Genomic DNA, 16,041 nt, shown 5'->3' with positions numbered 1-16,041 from the left:
CCCCCAAATCGTGGAGGACTCCTCTATGCGGCTTCGGGCTCCGCGACTGCAGCGTTCTCGTAGTCGATGGGGCTGACCATCCCAATCGTGGAGTGCCGGCGGACGTGGTTGTAGAAGCCGTAACACCAGTCAAGCACACCGGCCTTGGCTCCGGCAAGAGTCTCGAAATCGTTGCGTGACAGTACCTCCCACTCCAGGGAAGAGAAGAACGCTTCGGCAGCGGCATTGTCGAAGCATGACCCGACGCGGCCCATCGACTGACGGAGTCCCATCCGACGGCACAGCTTGGTGAACTTGTTGGAGGTGTACGTCGACCCGCGGTCACTGTGGAAGATGACCCGTTCGGACTCCTCGTCACGCCTTATGGCCTGCTTACCGCCTCGGGTGGCCACCGCCATCTCGATTGCTGCACACGCGAGCGGTGCGTCTGGATGCACGCTGGTGGCCGCACCCAGCAATCGGCGGCTGTAGAGGTCGATCACGGTCGCCAGATACAACTTCCCGGCCGCAGTCGGGATCTCGGTGATATCGCCGACCCACTTCTCGTTCGGACGCGTCGCGGTGAAGTTCCGGCGCACCAGATCCGGGAACTTCGGTGCCGTCTTGTCCTGCCGGGTCAGCCCGTTTCGGCGACGGATCCGGCGTGCCACCAAACCCTGCCGGCGCATCGAATCCGCGACCGTCTTCTCGCTCACTGTCCACCCGTCCTCACGCAGGTCCACGTGCAGCCGCGGGGAACCATGCAAGCCCCGCAATGTCATGAACTTGACCTTGACTGCGCGGTCTACCGTGTCGCGCCGATAGTCACGCGCGGTATGCAATCCTGTTGCTGCACCCGGCTTTTGAGAACGCTTGAACCACTTGTAGAACCACGCCATACTCACGCCAAGCAGCGCGCACGTGACCGTATGTGGCACTCGATAGGTGGTCCTCTGCTCTGCGATGAAGCGGGCCAGCATCACTTCGTCGCCTCCTTCACCCACAGGACCACCGATCGTTTTAAAACATCGCGCTCCATCCGCAACTCGGCCACCTCGGCACGCAACCGCTTGAGCTCGGCAGCACTATCGCCGCTCGCCTCATCCTCGCCGCCGCGCTCGGCGCGCGCACGGTTGACCCAGTTGCCCAGGGTGCCCTCGTTGACCCCCAGATCGCGCGCGACCTGGGCGATCGGTTTACCCGTCTCCTCGACGATCCGGACCGCCCCATCACGGAACTCCCGGTCGTACTTCTTCCGCTTCTCAGACATCGTGCTCCTCATTATCGATGCCTCTACGGTTTGGGGGGAACCTCATCTACCTCCCGTGGCGGTGGGCGATGATGGCACCCCTCGCACGCACTTTCCCCCGACCAATGGCCTACCTGACCGCCCGCACCGGTGCCCGAAGAAGCTGACCAGCTCTCCGGGCCATCTCCTGCCATGAGAGCACTATCCGCAGTTGCCGGTCGCTCGCGAGGTGTCAGCCGACTCCGACCAGATCTCGAAACGCTCCGTCAACCATCCGTTACCGGGTTCGTGCACTCATAAATACGGGGACGGCTCCGCCAGGGAGCACCAGTAACGTCTGAAGTAGTTGGATAGACGCAATCCACGTCGCCGCAGGTGATCGGCAGGCATCCCGCGCTAATTAGATTTAGCGCAGGAGCGCCAATAACTCTACCGCGCTGCATGATTCACAAACACCCAACAACGACAGCGATCAGCAAACATCCACGACGGCAAGTTCAAAACCCGTCCAGTGTCAGTTCGAGTCTGACCGGGGGCACAAAACTGCGAGGTAAAGAATTCGTTGGCACAGCCCCTGCCTAGAGGTCGCCCGCAAAGTGCGAACTCTCAATGCCTCGTACGCCTCGTTAATCTCTTTGCTGACCTGCTCTGCATCCGCCTCGAGCTGTTCCGTTGTGATCTTGGCTGCCCTCCCAAGGGCCTTCTCGACCCGCGACTCAGGGTCCCTCGCAGCAATGAGGATCAGACCGCTGTCACCGTCGTCGAGCAGCTCACCGACCTCCTTGAGGTCCGAACGGCTCATCCCTCTCGCCACCGTCCGTCATTCCAGGCTGCCGCGCATTATCGGTTAGAGGATGCACAGCAATCCGACGCCGGCGCGATCAACGACCACAGGTGGGCAACGTGGTCGGCCATGTCCGCAGCGGGGTCGTACATCCATTGCATCTGTAGTCCGTCGATCAAGGCCACCAGGATCCGCTCGGCAACCTTCACACGCTTACTGCCCAGCAGGTTCGTCCGTAGTGGTCGACGCGCAGACCCGCAGGCCTTCCTCTCCTCGGCTAGAGCAGTCGCTTGCCCGGTGCGCCTCGCCGCATTGAGTTCGTCATGATGAGCCTCGGCGTCCGCCCGCGTAACGAAGGCACGGCCTGCCAGTGCCTCTGGATCCAGGGTCTGCCGACCGATCCGCCAGCATACTACGGCAGGCCATTCGCGGTCACTTTCGTTGCGCGGGTTTCCCTGAACCTGCCAAATCGGCAACCGTGAGTAACATCTTTCGACTCATCACAAAACGATATCGGCTCCAGGAACGTCGGAGCAAAACTGAGGCGACTGACCAATCCGCGACCGTTTGCGTACCGTCCGCGTTCGATCAGCCGGCTTCGCCCGTTGCCGACGTCGATGAGGTGAAAGGCCCACAGAGACAGATCCGATGACCCTTCAGCACTACCGAACAGCACCAGAGAACTGTTCGGGTCGGCCACTGCTACACGCAACCCGGGCGCCTTCGGGTGCAGCTTGACTTCATCGCCCACCTCGAGCGATCCGAGCTCGGGATGGATGTCGGTGGTGTTTCGCATCTGACAGCCGACGAGATTCTCCAAACCTTCGTAGCTGTAGAAACCGCCACGTCCCTGTCCGATCTGAGTCAGCCACGGCCATACGCGCTCCCTCGGTGCGTCGATGTCGATCGCGTGGGTGTACTCCCAGTTCGGTTGCGGCACAATGTCGTCCCCGGGATAGATGGCGTCGAGTTCAGCTGAGGTTGCGCCCCACCTCGTCCGTCTGCGACGAAGTGGCCGGGTGATGAGTGCTAGGACTATAGGCCGGCACCTTCGAGTGACGTCACCACGTCGCGCAAACGCTGGTACGTCTTCAGATGCCCAGAGCCCGACTGCAAAGCTGACGGCGACCTCATCGGCCCGCCGTCACCCTGGCGAGACCCCGATCAATTGACTGAGGGACTACCTGATCTGCACGCATGATGATTCCCTTCACGTTCTGAATTGTTGCCCTTTAGCATTTCGAGTCCTCAGCACAGACACGCCTCAGTATCTGTTGTGCCCCTGAACGAACTGAGGTCGCCACCTACGCGTCGCGCCGTTTCAGCGTGTACCCGGCCAAGGCGATCAACAACGCCGTCCAGAAGCACGCGACACCGAAACCTTGCCAGGGCGAGAGTAGATCAGTGGGCGCCTGCTGGGGAGAGGCAATCAGTATTCCCGCCTCCGAGGGTAGATACGCGTGGATGTGCTGCCCGATCGTGCCGGGGAGCAACTGAGCCAACGGTCCCAGAACGAGAACGAAACCTATGATCCCGGTGATGGCTCCCGCGGTGTGACGGACGAGCACGCCGATCGCGATGGCCATGACCCCGAGCAACGCGAGATACAAACCCGTACCCAACACCGCACGCACCACACCCGGGTCAGCCAGCGACACTGATGCGCGCGGACGGATCACGGCCGCTCCCACGAAAAATGCCAGGAACGCCGTGACTTCGCCCACGACAAACACGACCGCCGCAAACACTGCACATTTGTTGGCCAGTACCGGTACCCGTGCCGGTACCGCCAACAGGCTCGCCCGGATCGTTCCGCTGGCGTATTCACTGGTCACCATCAAGACACCCAGAACACAGACCGCCAACTGACCGAATTGGAATCCCGCGCCCAATATCTGGCGAGCGGGGTCGGCCATGATCTGCAGCTGCGCCGCCGAGTCGACCCTGCCCCAGTTGGCCACGGTAAACCATGTGAACAACGCGGTGAAGCCGACAGTCACGACTACCAACGAGGTCAGCGACCAAATAGCCGATCGCAACGAAACAAGTTTCGTCCACTCCGATCGCAGCAGTCCGATGGCCTGTGGGCCAGGACTTCGCAGCACAAGCGCTTTCGGTGCTGCAACGGGTTGGGAGTTACTCATGACAACACCTTGTCGGGGCCTAAAGACGTGGGCGCCGACTCCGGTGGCATCGACGAGGGATGTGTGAGCGTCATGAATGCCTCCTCGAGCGAAGCCGCCATCGGGGTCAGTTCGTAGAGCACGATGTCGAACTGGTCCGCCAGTTCACCGACCCGGCGCGCAGACAAACCGCGCACAGTCAGGACGTCGTGTTCTCCGAAATCGGTATTGCCACCCGCCGCCGTGATGTACCCAGCAAGTGCTCTCGAATCGGATGACCGCACCAGCACCGACGCCTGCCCACCACTGGCAATCAGCTCTTTGGTGGTGCAATCGGCTATGAGTGAACCGTTGTCGATCACAATGAGATGATCAGCGGTCATTGCCATTTCGCTCATGAGATGACTGGACACGAACACTGTGCGACCCTCGCTCGCCAAGTGCTTCATCAGAGTGCGTATCCACAAGATGCCGTCCGGATCCAGACCGTTGACCGGTTCGTCCAGAATGAGGACGGGAGGATCGCCGAGCAGTGCCGCCCCGATGCCCAGTCGTTTGCGCATGCCGAGCGAATACGACCCGGTGCGTTCACTCTTGGCGGCAGTGAGTCCGACCAGCTCGAGCACCTGCTCCACGCGGACGCGCGGAATCATTTGTGTTTGAGCGAGATAGAGCAGATGGTTGAAGGCCGACCTTCCTGGATGGACAGCCTCCGCGTCCAGGAGAGTACCCACTGTTCGAAGCGGCTGACGCAGATCGGCGTAGGCCACTCCCTGCACGCGGGCATTGCCTCGATCTGGGTGATCAAGCCCGACGATCAACCGCATCGTCGTCGACTTGCCTGAGCCATTCGGGCCGAGGAATCCCGTCACGACTCCAGCTTCGACGTCGAACGACAGGTCGTCGATGACCAGCTTGCTGCCGTAGCTCTTGCTGAGTTTCCGGACCTCGATGGACGAACTCATTGCTGCCCGTCCGTGACAGCCTGCGCACCGAACACTCTCGAAGACTGGACAATTGCCGACGAACGACCCCGGATCCCCGGCTCGATCATGAAACTGGACGCACCCACCGCCACTGTCAGTTCGTTCATTTTCGATGTCCTTCATCTACTTGTTCCTGCGACCCACCACGACGCACTACCGCCTGCGACGCCAACCCAGTCGGCATCAGAGCTGGCATCCGGGCCTCATCGCGTGTGCGAACCTCCAGTGAACCGCCGCCAGGGGACGCGTGGACCAGTCGAAGATCACCAGAACGAGTGACCAAGGTAATCAAGGTCCCAGAGCGGGATTCGCGACAGTCAGCAAGTCCCACGAAGGAGTAAGCATTCACGACAGCAAGGGCAAACCCGTCCAGTTTCCAGCAGTGTGACTTTGTGCCCTAGGGCGAACATCGGACTGGTGCTGCACTTATGTTGCTGTTCAGCGAATGTGCTCACATTGCTGACGCACTGTCCATACATCTACCCGATAACCAGGAACCGGAGGCCCGCGATGTGGGATTCATTTTGGGATTTCTTGTGGTACACGATAGTCATCTTTGCGTTTGTCGCATACCTGATGATCCTCTTCCACGTCATCGTCGACCTGTTCCGCGACGAGTCCTCGTCGGGTTGGGTCAAGGCCGCTTGGATCCTGTTCCTGGTATTCATTCCTTACATTGCGCTGTTCGTCTACCTCATCGCCCGAGGTAGCGGCATGGTTCAACGGTCGGTGGCTGCTCATGAGGCAGCGAAGCAGCAGACCGATTCGTACATCAGGCGAGCGGCGGGCACGTCTGCCGCCGACCAGATCTCCACCGCCAAGGGGCTTCTCGACGAGGGCGTTATCGACAGAGCTGAGTTCGAACAGCTGAAGAGCGCAGCCATGAGCAGCTAGGCCACCTGGAAAGCCAGGCCGGATGCCTCGCCAACTCACAGTCGGTCGAAGCGGTCGAGATGACGCCCCGTCAGATTCTGACGGGGTGTCATCTGATCCAGGGCTCGGCCAATTGCAGCGGACCACTCTCGGTTTCCGCCGACTCCCCCGGTTCGGATACCAGCAACTCAGTGGTCACAGCACCGCAGGGAACGGCGGCGGAAGTAAAGTCGTGTTTGGCTTTCACGATGTGTTCTTGTGCGGCACGCTCAACCAAGAGTGGCACATAGTCACGAACCCTGGCTTGAGCGAATCGGCAGTAGATAGCCTGCACGATCTCGTCGATATCGGCAATACCCATCGCTGGGTGACGCACACGCAGGCGTTCAATGATGTGTGCAAGCTGCCTGCGCTGGTGGTCACGCTGCACCGACCTAAGGAGTTCGTCAGCGTTCATCGCGCTGGTCGAGCACAGTTCGCCGGCAGGGTCGCTCGAACCGGTCGTCGCAACGCCTCGACCGGCCACCGCGTGATCACTCCGAGTCCCGAAGCGCTCTGAACCGTCTCTTGGTCCGGTTCTGGCGCACAATCCAAGCCAGGTCTTTGTCAGGGTTCGCTTCCAGCTCGGCAAACCGCTGCAATCCGTTCTCCGGCTCGGCCGCAATTGCAACACTCCAGCAGTAACCCAGTGCTTGCCGCAAGACCCTCCACGGGTGAGATCGTCTCGTGTCCTGGTCATTTGCCACCAGTGCGACTCCCGCCACATCGCAGGCATCGAGAGCCATTGCCGCCGTGGTCTTGTCGGCCAGAAGCCGCGGCTCACAGATGGTTGCGATCGCTGCCCTGAGCTGTAACGGGTCGCGTGGATCCGAGAGCCAACTCCTGACCAGTTCACGCAGCTGTGGCGGATCGGCATCACCGATACGTTGGCCCGCCATAGCGGCCGCTTCTCGCACTCGCCACGAATCGTGGTGCGTCTCGGCGGTGAGCTGAGATATCAGCAACGCGCGCGCTTTTGTGGGGGACCTGTTGATCCGTTCGCCCAGTCCACGCACGCCACAACAACGCAGATATTCGTCGTTCTCTGTGGCCAGTCGGGCAAGAGTTTCATCAGGGAGTGAAGCTGCCGCTTCTTTCATCAGCGACAGGTTGGCCCGGGGCCCGGGTAGGCCAGAATGCGCGGCCAAAAACCGGGTCAGTTCTGCGTAGCCCATGGACGCGAACAAGTCCTCAGGCATTCAAACCTGATTCACGCAGGCTTACCCGCTTCTTCGACTCGATTCTGAGCTCCTGTCCGAGTTCACGGCGTAACCACAGACCAGTACACGTGGCAACGGTTGCCGCCATGCATATTCCGCCAACCACGAACGCAACCACCATGACCCCCGCCGCCGTCTGCTCGTCGACAAACGGTCCCGGCAGCAGTGTAAACGTCAGTCCTACCGTCCACGCCGCGACGTTGACAGGTATCCACCGCCACGCACGCCGCAGTACCCGGCGCAAGACGATCCATTGCGCAACCGGAATGGACAACAACAGAATCAGGGCCCCGAGGATGGTGCCGGCCCAGACCAGCGGGCGGCCGAAGTCGACTGCGTGACCGCTGTCGTTCAGCGTCGACGGCAGCATGCCGATGGACCACGCCGACGAGGCAGCGACTCCTGTCGCCAGAGTCCAACCGCGGACCGGAACCCGCAAGGGACTGCTGCGCAATACCATTGATTGAGCAAATCCCAGCGAAGCGCCCTCTAGTCCCCCAGCCACGATTACCAGGAGCCACCGGAGCCAAGGATCGTCGATGAACCATGAACTGGCGGCCAGGGCGGCCACCGGGAACATGAAACCCACTGCTTCACCCGCAGTGACAACTCCCACCCAGCGGCTGAGAGCTAACCCCGGGGTCGCCACCACTGCCCTTCGTCTCTGAACAACTCCGGCTGGGTGGATGCGGTGTCGCGGGTGATTCCCGGTATCACCTGGTAGGTGATGGACTCACGTTCACTGACCAGTGCCAACGGCCACCACAGCGCGCGCACGTAGCTCTCGGCTCTGTCCACTCCGTCCCAGTCGTAGAGGCCTCGATAGAGGCCGTTGCCGTCGTGGGCGAGCCAAAGTTTGGACACGAATCCCGGGAATCCGACGAACAATGGCGTATTGAAAAGGCTTTCACGCCGGAATACGGCGTGGGCAATCTCGTTCTGGCCGACGCCACGGAGCCGAAACCCGACAGCCAACGTCACCGGTTCGGCGAGCGAGACGGCATCGACAACAGTCTCGCGGTAGACCCGCGCCGACGATCCGTCAGCGAAATCGATCCGCCGCTCCAAGTTGGTCGTCGGTTGACGAATCCTGCGGTGGGCCAGCAACCGCGACGTGTTGTAGATCGAGCCGCACAGTTCGCGGGCTGCAACGATCCCGCGCTGGCGATCAATGGACCGCGCGCCGTTCCCTGGGGCGCAAGCCGGATGCCGTGGTCTCATTTCCGCCACACAGTGGTCATCTCTCCGACGACGGCGATCACCTGTAGACCTGCGAGGCCACCGAGGAAGACTGCTGCCCAGATCGACGCTCCCGTGAGCACACAGACGGTGAACAGACAGAGGACCGCGAGAAGTGCGGCTTGATCAGCTGTTTCGTGACCGAGCATTCGCCTGCTCCCTACCGCGTCGTAGCCGGTGTGGCTATCGGGACAGCAGGCAGTGGCCAGTCGAGACCGCCTCTGACGGCACCGTCGATCGGTGCGACTCTATCGGTCTGCTGCACAGCCGCTTCAGAGTCACCAACTCGCTTGGCAACGCTGTTCTCGCGAACGAAGAAGTTCTCGATGTCAGTGATCGCGCTCATCAACTGCGCGGGGAACACGACAGTGGTGTTCTTCTCGACACAGATCTCGACGAGAGTCTGCAAGTTGCGCAACTGGAGGGCGATCGGATGAGCGCTCATCGTGTCCGCAGCTTCACCCAGAGACGCAGCGGCCATCGACTCGCCTTCTGCGGCGATAATCTTCGCACGCTTCTCACGCTCGGCCTCGGCTTGTCTGGCCATCGCGCGCTTCATGCTCTCAGGCAGCTGGATGTCTTTGAGCTCTACCAAGGTGACTTCCACTCCCCACTCCAGCGTCGTCATGTCGAGGATGCGACGGATGTCTGAGTTGATGGTGTCTGTGTCGGCGAGCGCCTGATCGAGTGAGTGCTGTCCGACCACCTTGCGCAACGTGGTCTGCGCGATTTGATCGATCGCGGCGCGCACATTCTCGATGGTGACCACCGACTTCACCGCATCCACCACGCGGAAGTAAGCCACCGCCGAGATGTCGACGCTGACGTTGTCCCGAGTGATGATGCCCTGCGATTGGATGGGCATCGTCACCACCCGCATCGACACCCGCGCCATGCGATCGACGATCGGGATCAAGAACCTCAACCCAGGCTCGCGGACGCCAATCACCCGGCCGAACCTCAGCAAGACACCGCGCTCGTACTGCACGACGACCCGGATCGACAGGGCGAGCAGCAGCAGGGCGACAACGACGACAACTATACCGATCACGATCCAGCCGATCATGTGGCTCCCCTTTCACTCACGCCCAGCCGACCATGTCATCGCGGGCTCCACAGTCACCTTCGCGCTGATGCCCGGCAACCGTGAGGGCCAAATGTCACTCCGATGTATCCATCGGTCGTCTGATGAGAACAGTGGTGCTCGTATGCGATTACCCAATCAGCCGGAAGTGGGCCCTTTGACCCTTTTCCTGTCAACGCTCGAGGCCGACACTGCTCGTTATGAGCAAATCCAGCCGCGTAGTCTCAGCTGGCGTGCCAAGTCATCTCGACATGGCCGTCCAGGCTGTGCCGATGCTCGACCTCGCCCTCCACGACAGACCGCTCCCGGACATCAGCGGCTCATTACGCGTCGCCGCCACGTGGTTGTGGACTCGTTTCGACCCCCTGGCCAACGCTGAACTCACCGCGACACTCGCCCGCCGAGGCCTCGCACCGGCCGATACATCCGATCTCAAACAAGTCGATGTTGCATTGCGTTCGGCCAGCACATCGATGTTCGACGAACTGCTCGCCTGGTGTGTCGCCGGTGCGTGTCAGCGGTCGGCTTCTGCGCATCCGCCTGCCCGTGACGACTACACGCTCAGTGCCTGAAAACGACGGACCACAGCCAGATCACAAGGAGGACATCATGGAAGAGCATCGGTGGAATGTAGAGATCTACGTCGATTCTGGGGCCGACAGCGGCACCAAAACCGTGGCTCGCGCACTCCTGCACGCCCGCGATGACACCGATCTCGTCGGTATCGGCTTCGCCCGACGGAATCCGCACGATGCCGACGTGCCCGAGATCGGCGATGAGCTTGCCGCCAGCCGATCGCTCAGTGACTTGGCCGATCAGCTCCTGCGCGCGAGTGTCGCCGACGTGGCCGACATCACGCACGACCATGGCGTTCTGAACCGTTGATGTAAACCCTCGCCGGCGGGTGTGCTGGAGCGACATCTAGAAGAATGAACCACGCTGTGAAACCTCGAGATAGGCGGGTCGGTTTCCTGCCGAGCGGGACGCCGATCAGGCTTCGTCTGCCATGGTGAAGTAATTTTCTTCTTCCTGTATGAAGTGCAGCCGCAACAGTTCGTGGAGCCCGTACAAAGTGGCGATCAGGTCACTGCGTTGGTCCGGACTGATCTCGCCGTGCTCATCGGCACGTAGGCGATGAGTGTGGAGTCGACGGCCCAAACGGTCGATTTCAGCGTGCATTCGGCTCATCGTCGCCGTCGCCTCCGAGCTTCCCAGTGGCCTCGCCAATGCGGGATACAGATCCTCGTCCTCAGCGTGCTCGTGCGGGAGTACTACCTGCGACACAAAGGAATCCGCCGCTTGCAGCGCAGGATACGCCGACCGTACCTCCCCATTGGACAGCTCTTGCGCCGCAGTGGTGAGCAGCGACAGCCGGCCCCTCATCTCGTCGTGCTCTTTCGAGAACCGGTGGAGAAGTTCATCGGTCTGACTGCTGATCCGCTGGGATCGATTTCTCCCGCCACTGAGCGCCCGAAGCGCGTTCAGAATCACGATCACGTCGATCGCTTCTTGAAGCAGAGCTCCGGGCGCGGGGGCCAGCAAGCCGAATGCCGCGACAACCATGGCTACCAGCGACAAACCCATTCCCACTCCGGCGCTTTGCACAGCTATCCGTCGAGAGCGACGCGCGGTTTCCATGGCGTCCGCAAGCCTGTCGATGCGGTCTGTGGTCAAGACGACGTCGGCGGCCTGCGAACTGGCCGCCGAGCCTCTCGCGCCCATCGCCACACCCACGGTGGCAGTGGCTAGTGCCGGCGCGTCGTTGACTCCGTCGCCCACCATGATGGTGACTGCCTGGCGTCGCTCGGCGCGCACCCGCGCGACCTTGTCGGCGGGGGTCTGCTGGGCATACACCTGATCGAGTCCCAGAACAGCTCCGATCTCCTGCGCGGGCCGAGCGCGGTCTCCTGTCAGCATGATGATCCGAGACAGTCCGGCACCGCGCAGTCGTCTCAATGTCGACGACGCGTCGCGACGAACCTCATCGATCAGTGTTATGGCCGCAGTCAGGATTCCCTCGACTTCGATCCAGGCAATCACGGACCCGTCCAGTTCGGACTTGCGCAGCGCGGCCTGCGCCCACGTCGGTCCGTCCTCGGGCAGAACACGCGAACCCACCCAAACCCGGCAGCCATCCACTGTGGCGGTCACCCCCGTGCCGGCCTGTTCGACGACGTCGGTCGGCAGCGAAAGGGTCATACCCCGTGCCTTCGCTTCCCGGACTATGGCCTCCGCCAGAACGTGCGCCGAGACCTGATCGGCGGAGGCCGCCAAACGGAGGATGTTCGCGGGGTCCTGGCCGGGCGCCACATCGATGGAAAGGCCGCTTGGTCGACCCGTCGTCAGTGTCCCGGTCTTGTCAAGGACGAGCGTCGTGGCGTGACCCAAATTCTCCAGTGCCGCGCCATCTCTGACAACCACACCGAAGCGTAACGATCGCGACAGGCCCGATACGATCGCGATGGGCGCGGCCAACAGCAACGGACACGGCGTCGCAACCACCAGAACCGCGACCGCTCGCGTCAGGGAGCCGTCGACGACCCACGCCACGGACGCGACCACCAGTGTCAGCGGCAGGAACCAGGCAGCAAGCCGATCAGCCAATCGGACGACCGGCGCCCGTTCGGACGACGCATCGTCGGCTAAACGGACAATACCGGCGTAGGTGCTGTCCGCGGCTGTTCGCAGCGCTGTCATCTCGAATGCGTTGCCTGCATTGACGACACCCGAACGTAGGTCATCGCCCGACGTCACGGTGACCGCAATAGATTCTCCGGTGAGCATGGACTCGTCGAGAACTGCAACGGAGGAGTTCATCCGGCCGTCGACCGGCACGGTCTCACCGCACCCTACCGAGATGACGTCCCCGACCTTGACTTCGTCGAGGTCCACCACTTCGAGCGTCGTACCTACCCGGCGCCGGGCAGTACGTGGGGCGTGCGCGAGGAGAGCGCTCAGGTCGCGAGACGCTCGTCGCGACGCCGTTGCGTCGAGCACTCGGCCGGTGGCAAGCATGACGGCGATCAGTATTCCGGCGAGGAATTCCCCGACGACGATGGTTCCGACCAGGGAGAGCACCGCAATCACATCGACGCCGACCCGTCCGTGACGCAGACCTTCCACTACCCACCACACCGCAGGTAGCAAAGCCACGAGGGTTCCGGCGATCCAGAGCGCGTCGGCGATGTCGGTTGACGACGAAAGCCACGCGATACCGCCCGCTGTCAACGCGGCGGCCGTGACCACGAGGAGTGCCGTTTCCACGGAAATCCCCACGTTCATTCCTGGCCGCAGCTTGTGCACGTCATCCGCACGCACGTCTTTTCCTCCTCGATGCCCACCGGAAAGTCTCCGCTCCGCCGATTCGCCGCCCTAGGGACGAAAGAAGTCGGCGTAGAGGCCTATGTCCTCTCCTCGTGTGCCGATGCGGGCAGTTCACTGAGGACACAGTTCACGTCGCCGAATGGAGCAGTGCAGTGATCAAGGTACTTGTGGCAACGGCCAGCAGGCACGGGTCGACCCGGGAGATCGGCGAACAACTCGGCACTGCGCTGTCGGCTGGTCTACTCGTGCGGGAAGTTGACGCCGAGGTCGAAGTTCTCGACGCCGACCAGATCGAGAGCCTCGCCGACGTCGACGCACTGATTCTGGGAAGCGCGGTGTACATGGGGCGCTGGCTCAAGAGTGCTCGGAGTCTCGTCGATCGTGAAACCGAACGCCTGGAATCGATCCCGGTCTGGTTGTTCTCCAGCGGTCCTGTGGACGACAACGGCAAGACAGACGGTGGCAAGGCCACACCTGAGGTCAAAATCGCCAGTGCCGCGTGGGCGCAGGATCATCACACGTTCGGCGGCAAACTCGACCGAGCCGAGCTGAGTTGGGGTGAGCGTCTGGTTGCGTCCGCCGTCCACGCGACTGACGGTGACCATCGCTCCTCATCCGAGATCGGTGAATGGGCCGACGAGATCTGCGGATCATTGGCCGAAATGTCCATTGTCCGAAACGACTGGTGAGTTCCGCCGAGGTTTTGGCATGCGAGCATGGCGAGTATCAGCACCAGGACCGATCTTGGGCGATCCAATCGAGCTGGTGACCGAAAAAAGGCCGGTGCCACAGCGCGGCGAGATGCTCCTCGCGGTCGAGGCCTGCGGGGTGTGCCGTACCGATCTACACGTCGCCGAGGGCGACCTGCCGGTCCACCGACCATCGGTGGTTCCCGGCCATGAAGTCGTAGGACGTGTGCTGTACATCGCCGAGGGAACCTCCACTGCCTTCCGCGTCGGCGATCTGGTCGGCGTCCCCTGGCTTCGATCCACCTGCGGCACTTGCAGCTCCTGCCGCACCGGAGCCGAAAACCTTTGCTTGCGTTCCCGGTACACCGGCTGGGACCACGACGGCGGGTACGCCGACTACGTTGTCGCCGAGGCCGCGTACGCCCTGGAACTGCCGACCGGTTATTCCGCGACGCAGCTCGCTCCGCTGCTGTGCGCCGGGATAATCGGCTACCGCGCACTGAAGCGAGCAGAGCTCCCACCTCGCGGCCGTCTGGGCATCTACGGATTCGGCGGTAGTGCTCATCTGGTGGCGCAGGTCGCGATGCACCAAGGAGCAACTGTGCACGTGATGACGCGTGATCAACGAGCGCGGGACCTGGCTCTCGAACTCGGTGTCGCATCAGCTCGAGACACGTACGACCAACCTCCCGAGCCTCTCGACTCAGCGATTGTCTTCGCCCCGATCGGCGACATCGTCCCTACCGCGCTGGAAGCGCTCGACCGTGGCGGGACCCTCTCACTGGCGGGCATCCACATGACCGACACCCCGCCCCTGAACTATCAACGACACCTGTTCCACGAGAAACAGATCCACAGTGTCGAGTCCAACACCCGCGCAGACGCCCGCCAGTTCCTGCGCTTCGCCCAAGATCACCGACTCCACGTAGAAACCACTGAATATCCGTTGGAGCAAGCGCTCACCGCCCTTCGGGACCTCAAGGACGGGCGGTTCGCCGGGGCTGCGGTATTGGTCCCACCCAAGAAGGGACTCCCCAATGCGACTTCTTGACCGGGTCGCGATCCGCTTCCACATTCTGGACCGGGCCGTCAGCGATGTGATCTCCGAGCAGCAGATGAGCCGAGAGCTGTTCCGTCGCGATTACCGTGTCGGGCCCGGTAATCTGCGCCAGATCCTGGACGATCTTGTGGCCGAAACCCTCTTGACGCAAGACCAGCGGGTGATCGACGGCACGATGCAGAACATCTACCGGGCAACGCCGGCAGGCAAGATGGAACTGGCGCGTGATCGGCGACTTCTGAGCAAGCTCACCCACGAAGTCTTCGGCGATGCGATCCCCCCGGCACCATCAGGGCTTGTCGTCGATGCTCCAGGACATTCCGTCCTCAGTTCGAGGCTTGCTGTGCAAGTCCCCGCGAGCCAACGGGATTGCCGCAAGACTCCGGAACAGGGGCGCTCTCTTGCCCACCGCCGGTGACACATCTGCGCCCGTAGACCCACAAGAAGCAATCCCGGGTCTGCTGCGTGACCTGGACACCGGCCCCATGGGTCTGTCCGATCGCGAAGTCGTGAGACGGGCGCTGATCTATGGCCGGAACGAACTGACTCGGCGCCATCGCAATCACTGGGCTCGACAACTGCTTCGCCAAATCACCCACCCGTTGGCGCTGCTGCTGTGGCTGGCAGCGGTACTGGCATGGTTCAGCGACTCTCGACCGCTTGCCATAGCAATCGTGGTGGTGGTGATCATCAACGCAGCCTTCGCATTCGTGCAGGAGCGACACGCCGAGCAAGCCGTAGAAGCGTTGTCCGCCTTCATCCCCGCCACCGCACGAGTGGTCCGACAGGCACCGGAGATATCCGTCGAGGCGTCCGAGCTCGTACCCGGCGACGTGATTCTGCTCGCCGAAGGTGACAAGATCCCCGCCGACGCCAGACTGCTCGACGGCTCCTTGGAAGTCGATCTATCCACGCTCACCGGCGAATCCGCCACCGTAAGGCTCGAAACCCGCACGGCGGCCGGGACCGGACCCATCATCGAAGCAACAGACCTGGTCTTCAGTGGCACCACCATCGTGACCGGCCATGCACACGCCGTCGTCTTCGCCACCGGAATGCAGACAGAACTCGGACGGATCGCCGCCCTTTCTGCGCGGGTCACCCAGGACGAGAGCCCGCTCGAAACACAGGTCAAGCGCGTAGCGTGGCTCATCGCCGCCGTCGCGGTGACGATGGGACTCGCCTTCATTCCGCTCGGAACCCTGCTCGCCGGCCTGTCATTACGCGATTCAGTCAACTTCGCGATCGGTCTTCTCGTCGCCAACGTGCCCGAGGGTCTGCTGCCGACCATCACGCTTGCACTCGCTGTCGGTGTGCGAGTCCTGGCACGCAGCGGCGCGCTGGTGAAGAAGATCTCGGCGGTCGAGACATAGGGATCGACGACCGTGATAT

Annotated in this window: 20 protein-coding genes; 7 read left to right on the top strand and 13 right to left on the bottom strand. The window is 62.1% G+C overall.

Annotated elements, in window-relative coordinates; all coding sequences use genetic code 11:
- Window positions 1-23: 23 nt before the first annotated feature.
- The 6 genes from BFL43_RS06320 to BFL43_RS06295 form a co-directional block, all read right to left on the bottom strand.
- Window positions 24-962, bottom strand: coding sequence for an IS3 family transposase (locus BFL43_RS06320; RefSeq protein ID WP_084889697.1), 939 nt, complete (start codon window positions 960-962; stop codon window positions 24-26).
- Window positions 959-1,249, bottom strand: a complete 291-nt coding sequence (locus BFL43_RS06315; RefSeq protein ID WP_084889699.1) for a transposase — start codon at window positions 1,247-1,249, stop codon at window positions 959-961. Before BFL43_RS06315 ends, BFL43_RS06320 begins: the two co-directional genes overlap by 4 nt.
- A gap of 493 nt (window positions 1,250-1,742) precedes the next feature.
- Window positions 1,743-2,030 (bottom strand): hypothetical protein, encoded by a 288-nt coding sequence (locus BFL43_RS06310; RefSeq protein WP_240498099.1) that lies wholly within the window; start codon window positions 2,028-2,030, stop codon window positions 1,743-1,745.
- A gap of 394 nt (window positions 2,031-2,424) precedes the next feature.
- On the bottom strand, window positions 2,425-2,952 hold the full coding sequence (locus BFL43_RS06305; RefSeq protein WP_240498098.1) for a hypothetical protein: 528 nt from the start codon (window positions 2,950-2,952) through the stop codon (window positions 2,425-2,427).
- A gap of 364 nt (window positions 2,953-3,316) precedes the next feature.
- The gene (locus BFL43_RS06300; RefSeq protein ID WP_143695138.1) at window positions 3,317-4,156 is read right to left on the bottom strand and encodes an ABC transporter permease; all 840 of its coding nucleotides are present in this window, start codon (window positions 4,154-4,156) and stop codon (window positions 3,317-3,319) included.
- Entirely contained in the window at window positions 4,153-5,100 is a 948-nt protein-coding gene (locus tag BFL43_RS06295; protein WP_084891727.1) for an ATP-binding cassette domain-containing protein, read from the bottom strand. The genes BFL43_RS06300 and BFL43_RS06295 overlap by 4 nt, the downstream gene beginning before the upstream one ends.
- Before the next feature lie 531 nt (window positions 5,101-5,631).
- Between BFL43_RS06295 and BFL43_RS06290 the strand changes: the two genes are divergently transcribed.
- The gene (locus BFL43_RS06290; protein ID WP_084891739.1) at window positions 5,632-6,015 is read left to right on the top strand and encodes an SHOCT domain-containing protein; all 384 of its coding nucleotides are present in this window, start codon (window positions 5,632-5,634) and stop codon (window positions 6,013-6,015) included.
- Between the two features lie 88 nt (window positions 6,016-6,103).
- Here the strand turns inward: BFL43_RS06290 and BFL43_RS29140 are convergent, their stop codons facing one another.
- The 6 genes from BFL43_RS29140 to BFL43_RS06265 form a co-directional block, all read right to left on the bottom strand.
- On the bottom strand, window positions 6,104-6,520 hold the full coding sequence (locus tag BFL43_RS29140; protein ID WP_206186623.1) for a hypothetical protein: 417 nt from the start codon (window positions 6,518-6,520) through the stop codon (window positions 6,104-6,106).
- Between the two features lie 7 nt (window positions 6,521-6,527).
- A complete protein-coding gene (locus tag BFL43_RS06280) occupies window positions 6,528-7,232 on the bottom strand; it encodes a HEAT repeat domain-containing protein (protein WP_240498097.1) in 705 nt (234 codons plus the stop codon).
- Window positions 7,225-7,713, bottom strand: a complete 489-nt coding sequence (locus BFL43_RS06275) for a hypothetical protein (protein WP_240498096.1) — start codon at window positions 7,711-7,713, stop codon at window positions 7,225-7,227. Before BFL43_RS06275 ends, BFL43_RS06280 begins: the two co-directional genes overlap by 8 nt.
- Window positions 7,714-7,883: 170 nt before the next feature.
- Window positions 7,884-8,474: a hypothetical protein gene (locus tag BFL43_RS29135; protein WP_206186622.1), complete on the bottom strand. Its 591-nt coding sequence runs from the start codon at window positions 8,472-8,474 to the stop codon at window positions 7,884-7,886.
- On the bottom strand, window positions 8,471-8,641 hold the full coding sequence (locus tag BFL43_RS28835; protein ID WP_168176545.1) for a hypothetical protein: 171 nt from the start codon (window positions 8,639-8,641) through the stop codon (window positions 8,471-8,473). The genes BFL43_RS29135 and BFL43_RS28835 overlap by 4 nt, the downstream gene beginning before the upstream one ends.
- Window positions 8,642-8,652: 11 nt before the next feature.
- A complete protein-coding gene (locus tag BFL43_RS06265) occupies window positions 8,653-9,558 on the bottom strand; it encodes a slipin family protein (RefSeq protein WP_084891725.1) in 906 nt (301 codons plus the stop codon).
- A 251-nt stretch (window positions 9,559-9,809) separates the two neighbouring features.
- Between BFL43_RS06265 and BFL43_RS06260 the strand changes: the two genes are divergently transcribed.
- Window positions 9,810-10,148: a hypothetical protein gene (locus BFL43_RS06260; protein ID WP_143695137.1), complete on the top strand. Its 339-nt coding sequence runs from the start codon at window positions 9,810-9,812 to the stop codon at window positions 10,146-10,148.
- A gap of 37 nt (window positions 10,149-10,185) precedes the next feature.
- Window positions 10,186-10,461 carry a DUF1876 domain-containing protein gene (locus BFL43_RS06255; protein ID WP_084891735.1) on the top strand — a complete coding sequence of 92 codons (276 nt, stop codon included), beginning with the start codon at window positions 10,186-10,188 and terminating at the stop codon, window positions 10,459-10,461.
- A 105-nt stretch (window positions 10,462-10,566) separates the two neighbouring features.
- On the opposite strand, the gene BFL43_RS06250 is transcribed toward BFL43_RS06255, so the two are convergent.
- The gene (locus tag BFL43_RS06250; protein ID WP_084891734.1) at window positions 10,567-12,858 is read right to left on the bottom strand and encodes a heavy metal translocating P-type ATPase; all 2,292 of its coding nucleotides are present in this window, start codon (window positions 12,856-12,858) and stop codon (window positions 10,567-10,569) included.
- Between the two features lie 194 nt (window positions 12,859-13,052).
- On the opposite strand from BFL43_RS06250, the gene BFL43_RS06245 reads away from it, so the two are divergent.
- From BFL43_RS06245 to BFL43_RS29385, 4 genes are read left to right on the top strand one after another with little or no spacing between them, the layout of a single operon-like run.
- Window positions 13,053-13,589 (top strand): flavodoxin domain-containing protein, encoded by a 537-nt coding sequence (locus tag BFL43_RS06245; protein WP_240498095.1) that lies wholly within the window; start codon window positions 13,053-13,055, stop codon window positions 13,587-13,589.
- A gap of 19 nt (window positions 13,590-13,608) precedes the next feature.
- Window positions 13,609-14,640, top strand: a complete 1,032-nt coding sequence (locus tag BFL43_RS06240; protein WP_084891723.1) for a zinc-binding alcohol dehydrogenase family protein — start codon at window positions 13,609-13,611, stop codon at window positions 14,638-14,640.
- Window positions 14,627-15,067, top strand: coding sequence for a helix-turn-helix transcriptional regulator (locus BFL43_RS28445; protein WP_143695136.1), 441 nt, complete (start codon window positions 14,627-14,629; stop codon window positions 15,065-15,067). Before BFL43_RS06240 ends, BFL43_RS28445 begins: the two co-directional genes overlap by 14 nt.
- On the top strand, window positions 15,051-16,022 hold the full coding sequence (locus tag BFL43_RS29385; protein ID WP_240498094.1) for an HAD-IC family P-type ATPase: 972 nt from the start codon (window positions 15,051-15,053) through the stop codon (window positions 16,020-16,022). Before BFL43_RS28445 ends, BFL43_RS29385 begins: the two co-directional genes overlap by 17 nt.
- Window positions 16,023-16,041: the final 19 nt, after the last annotated feature.

Source organism: Williamsia sp. 1135, from assembly GCF_002095395.1.
Lineage (GTDB): Bacteria > Actinomycetota > Actinomycetes > Mycobacteriales > Mycobacteriaceae > Williamsia.
The sequence above is the reverse complement of the archived record's forward strand: the minus strand, read 5'-3'. Positions and strand labels throughout refer to the sequence as shown.

Excerpts from the sequence above, each read along its gene's own strand:
- BFL43_RS06295 (WP_084891727.1), bottom strand. The coding sequence starts at position 5,100 with ATGAGTTCGTCCATCGAGGTCCGGAAACTCAGCAAGAGCTACGGCAGC.
- BFL43_RS06315 (WP_084889699.1), bottom strand. The coding sequence starts at position 1,249 with ATGTCTGAGAAGCGGAAGAAGTACGACCGGGAGTTCCGTGATGGGGCG.
- BFL43_RS06290 (WP_084891739.1), top strand. The coding sequence starts at position 5,632 with ATGTGGGATTCATTTTGGGATTTCTTGTGGTACACGATAGTCATCTTT.
- BFL43_RS06240 (WP_084891723.1), top strand. The coding sequence starts at position 13,609 with ATGCGAGCATGGCGAGTATCAGCACCAGGACCGATCTTGGGCGATCCA.
- BFL43_RS06275 (WP_240498096.1), bottom strand. The coding sequence starts at position 7,713 with ATGGTATTGCGCAGCAGTCCCTTGCGGGTTCCGGTCCGCGGTTGGACT.
- BFL43_RS06310 (WP_240498099.1), bottom strand. The coding sequence starts at position 2,030 with ATGAGCCGTTCGGACCTCAAGGAGGTCGGTGAGCTGCTCGACGACGGT.
- BFL43_RS06300 (WP_143695138.1), bottom strand. The coding sequence starts at position 4,156 with ATGAGTAACTCCCAACCCGTTGCAGCACCGAAAGCGCTTGTGCTGCGA.
- BFL43_RS28835 (WP_168176545.1), bottom strand. The coding sequence starts at position 8,641 with ATGCTCGGTCACGAAACAGCTGATCAAGCCGCACTTCTCGCGGTCCTC.
- BFL43_RS28445 (WP_143695136.1), top strand. The coding sequence starts at position 14,627 with ATGCGACTTCTTGACCGGGTCGCGATCCGCTTCCACATTCTGGACCGG.
- BFL43_RS06265 (WP_084891725.1), bottom strand. The coding sequence starts at position 9,558 with ATGATCGGCTGGATCGTGATCGGTATAGTTGTCGTCGTTGTCGCCCTG.
- BFL43_RS06250 (WP_084891734.1), bottom strand. The coding sequence starts at position 12,858 with ATGAACGTGGGGATTTCCGTGGAAACGGCACTCCTCGTGGTCACGGCC.
- BFL43_RS29135 (WP_206186622.1), bottom strand. The coding sequence starts at position 8,474 with ATGAGACCACGGCATCCGGCTTGCGCCCCAGGGAACGGCGCGCGGTCC.
- BFL43_RS06255 (WP_084891735.1), top strand. The coding sequence starts at position 10,186 with ATGGAAGAGCATCGGTGGAATGTAGAGATCTACGTCGATTCTGGGGCC.
- BFL43_RS06280 (WP_240498097.1), bottom strand. The coding sequence starts at position 7,232 with ATGCCTGAGGACTTGTTCGCGTCCATGGGCTACGCAGAACTGACCCGG.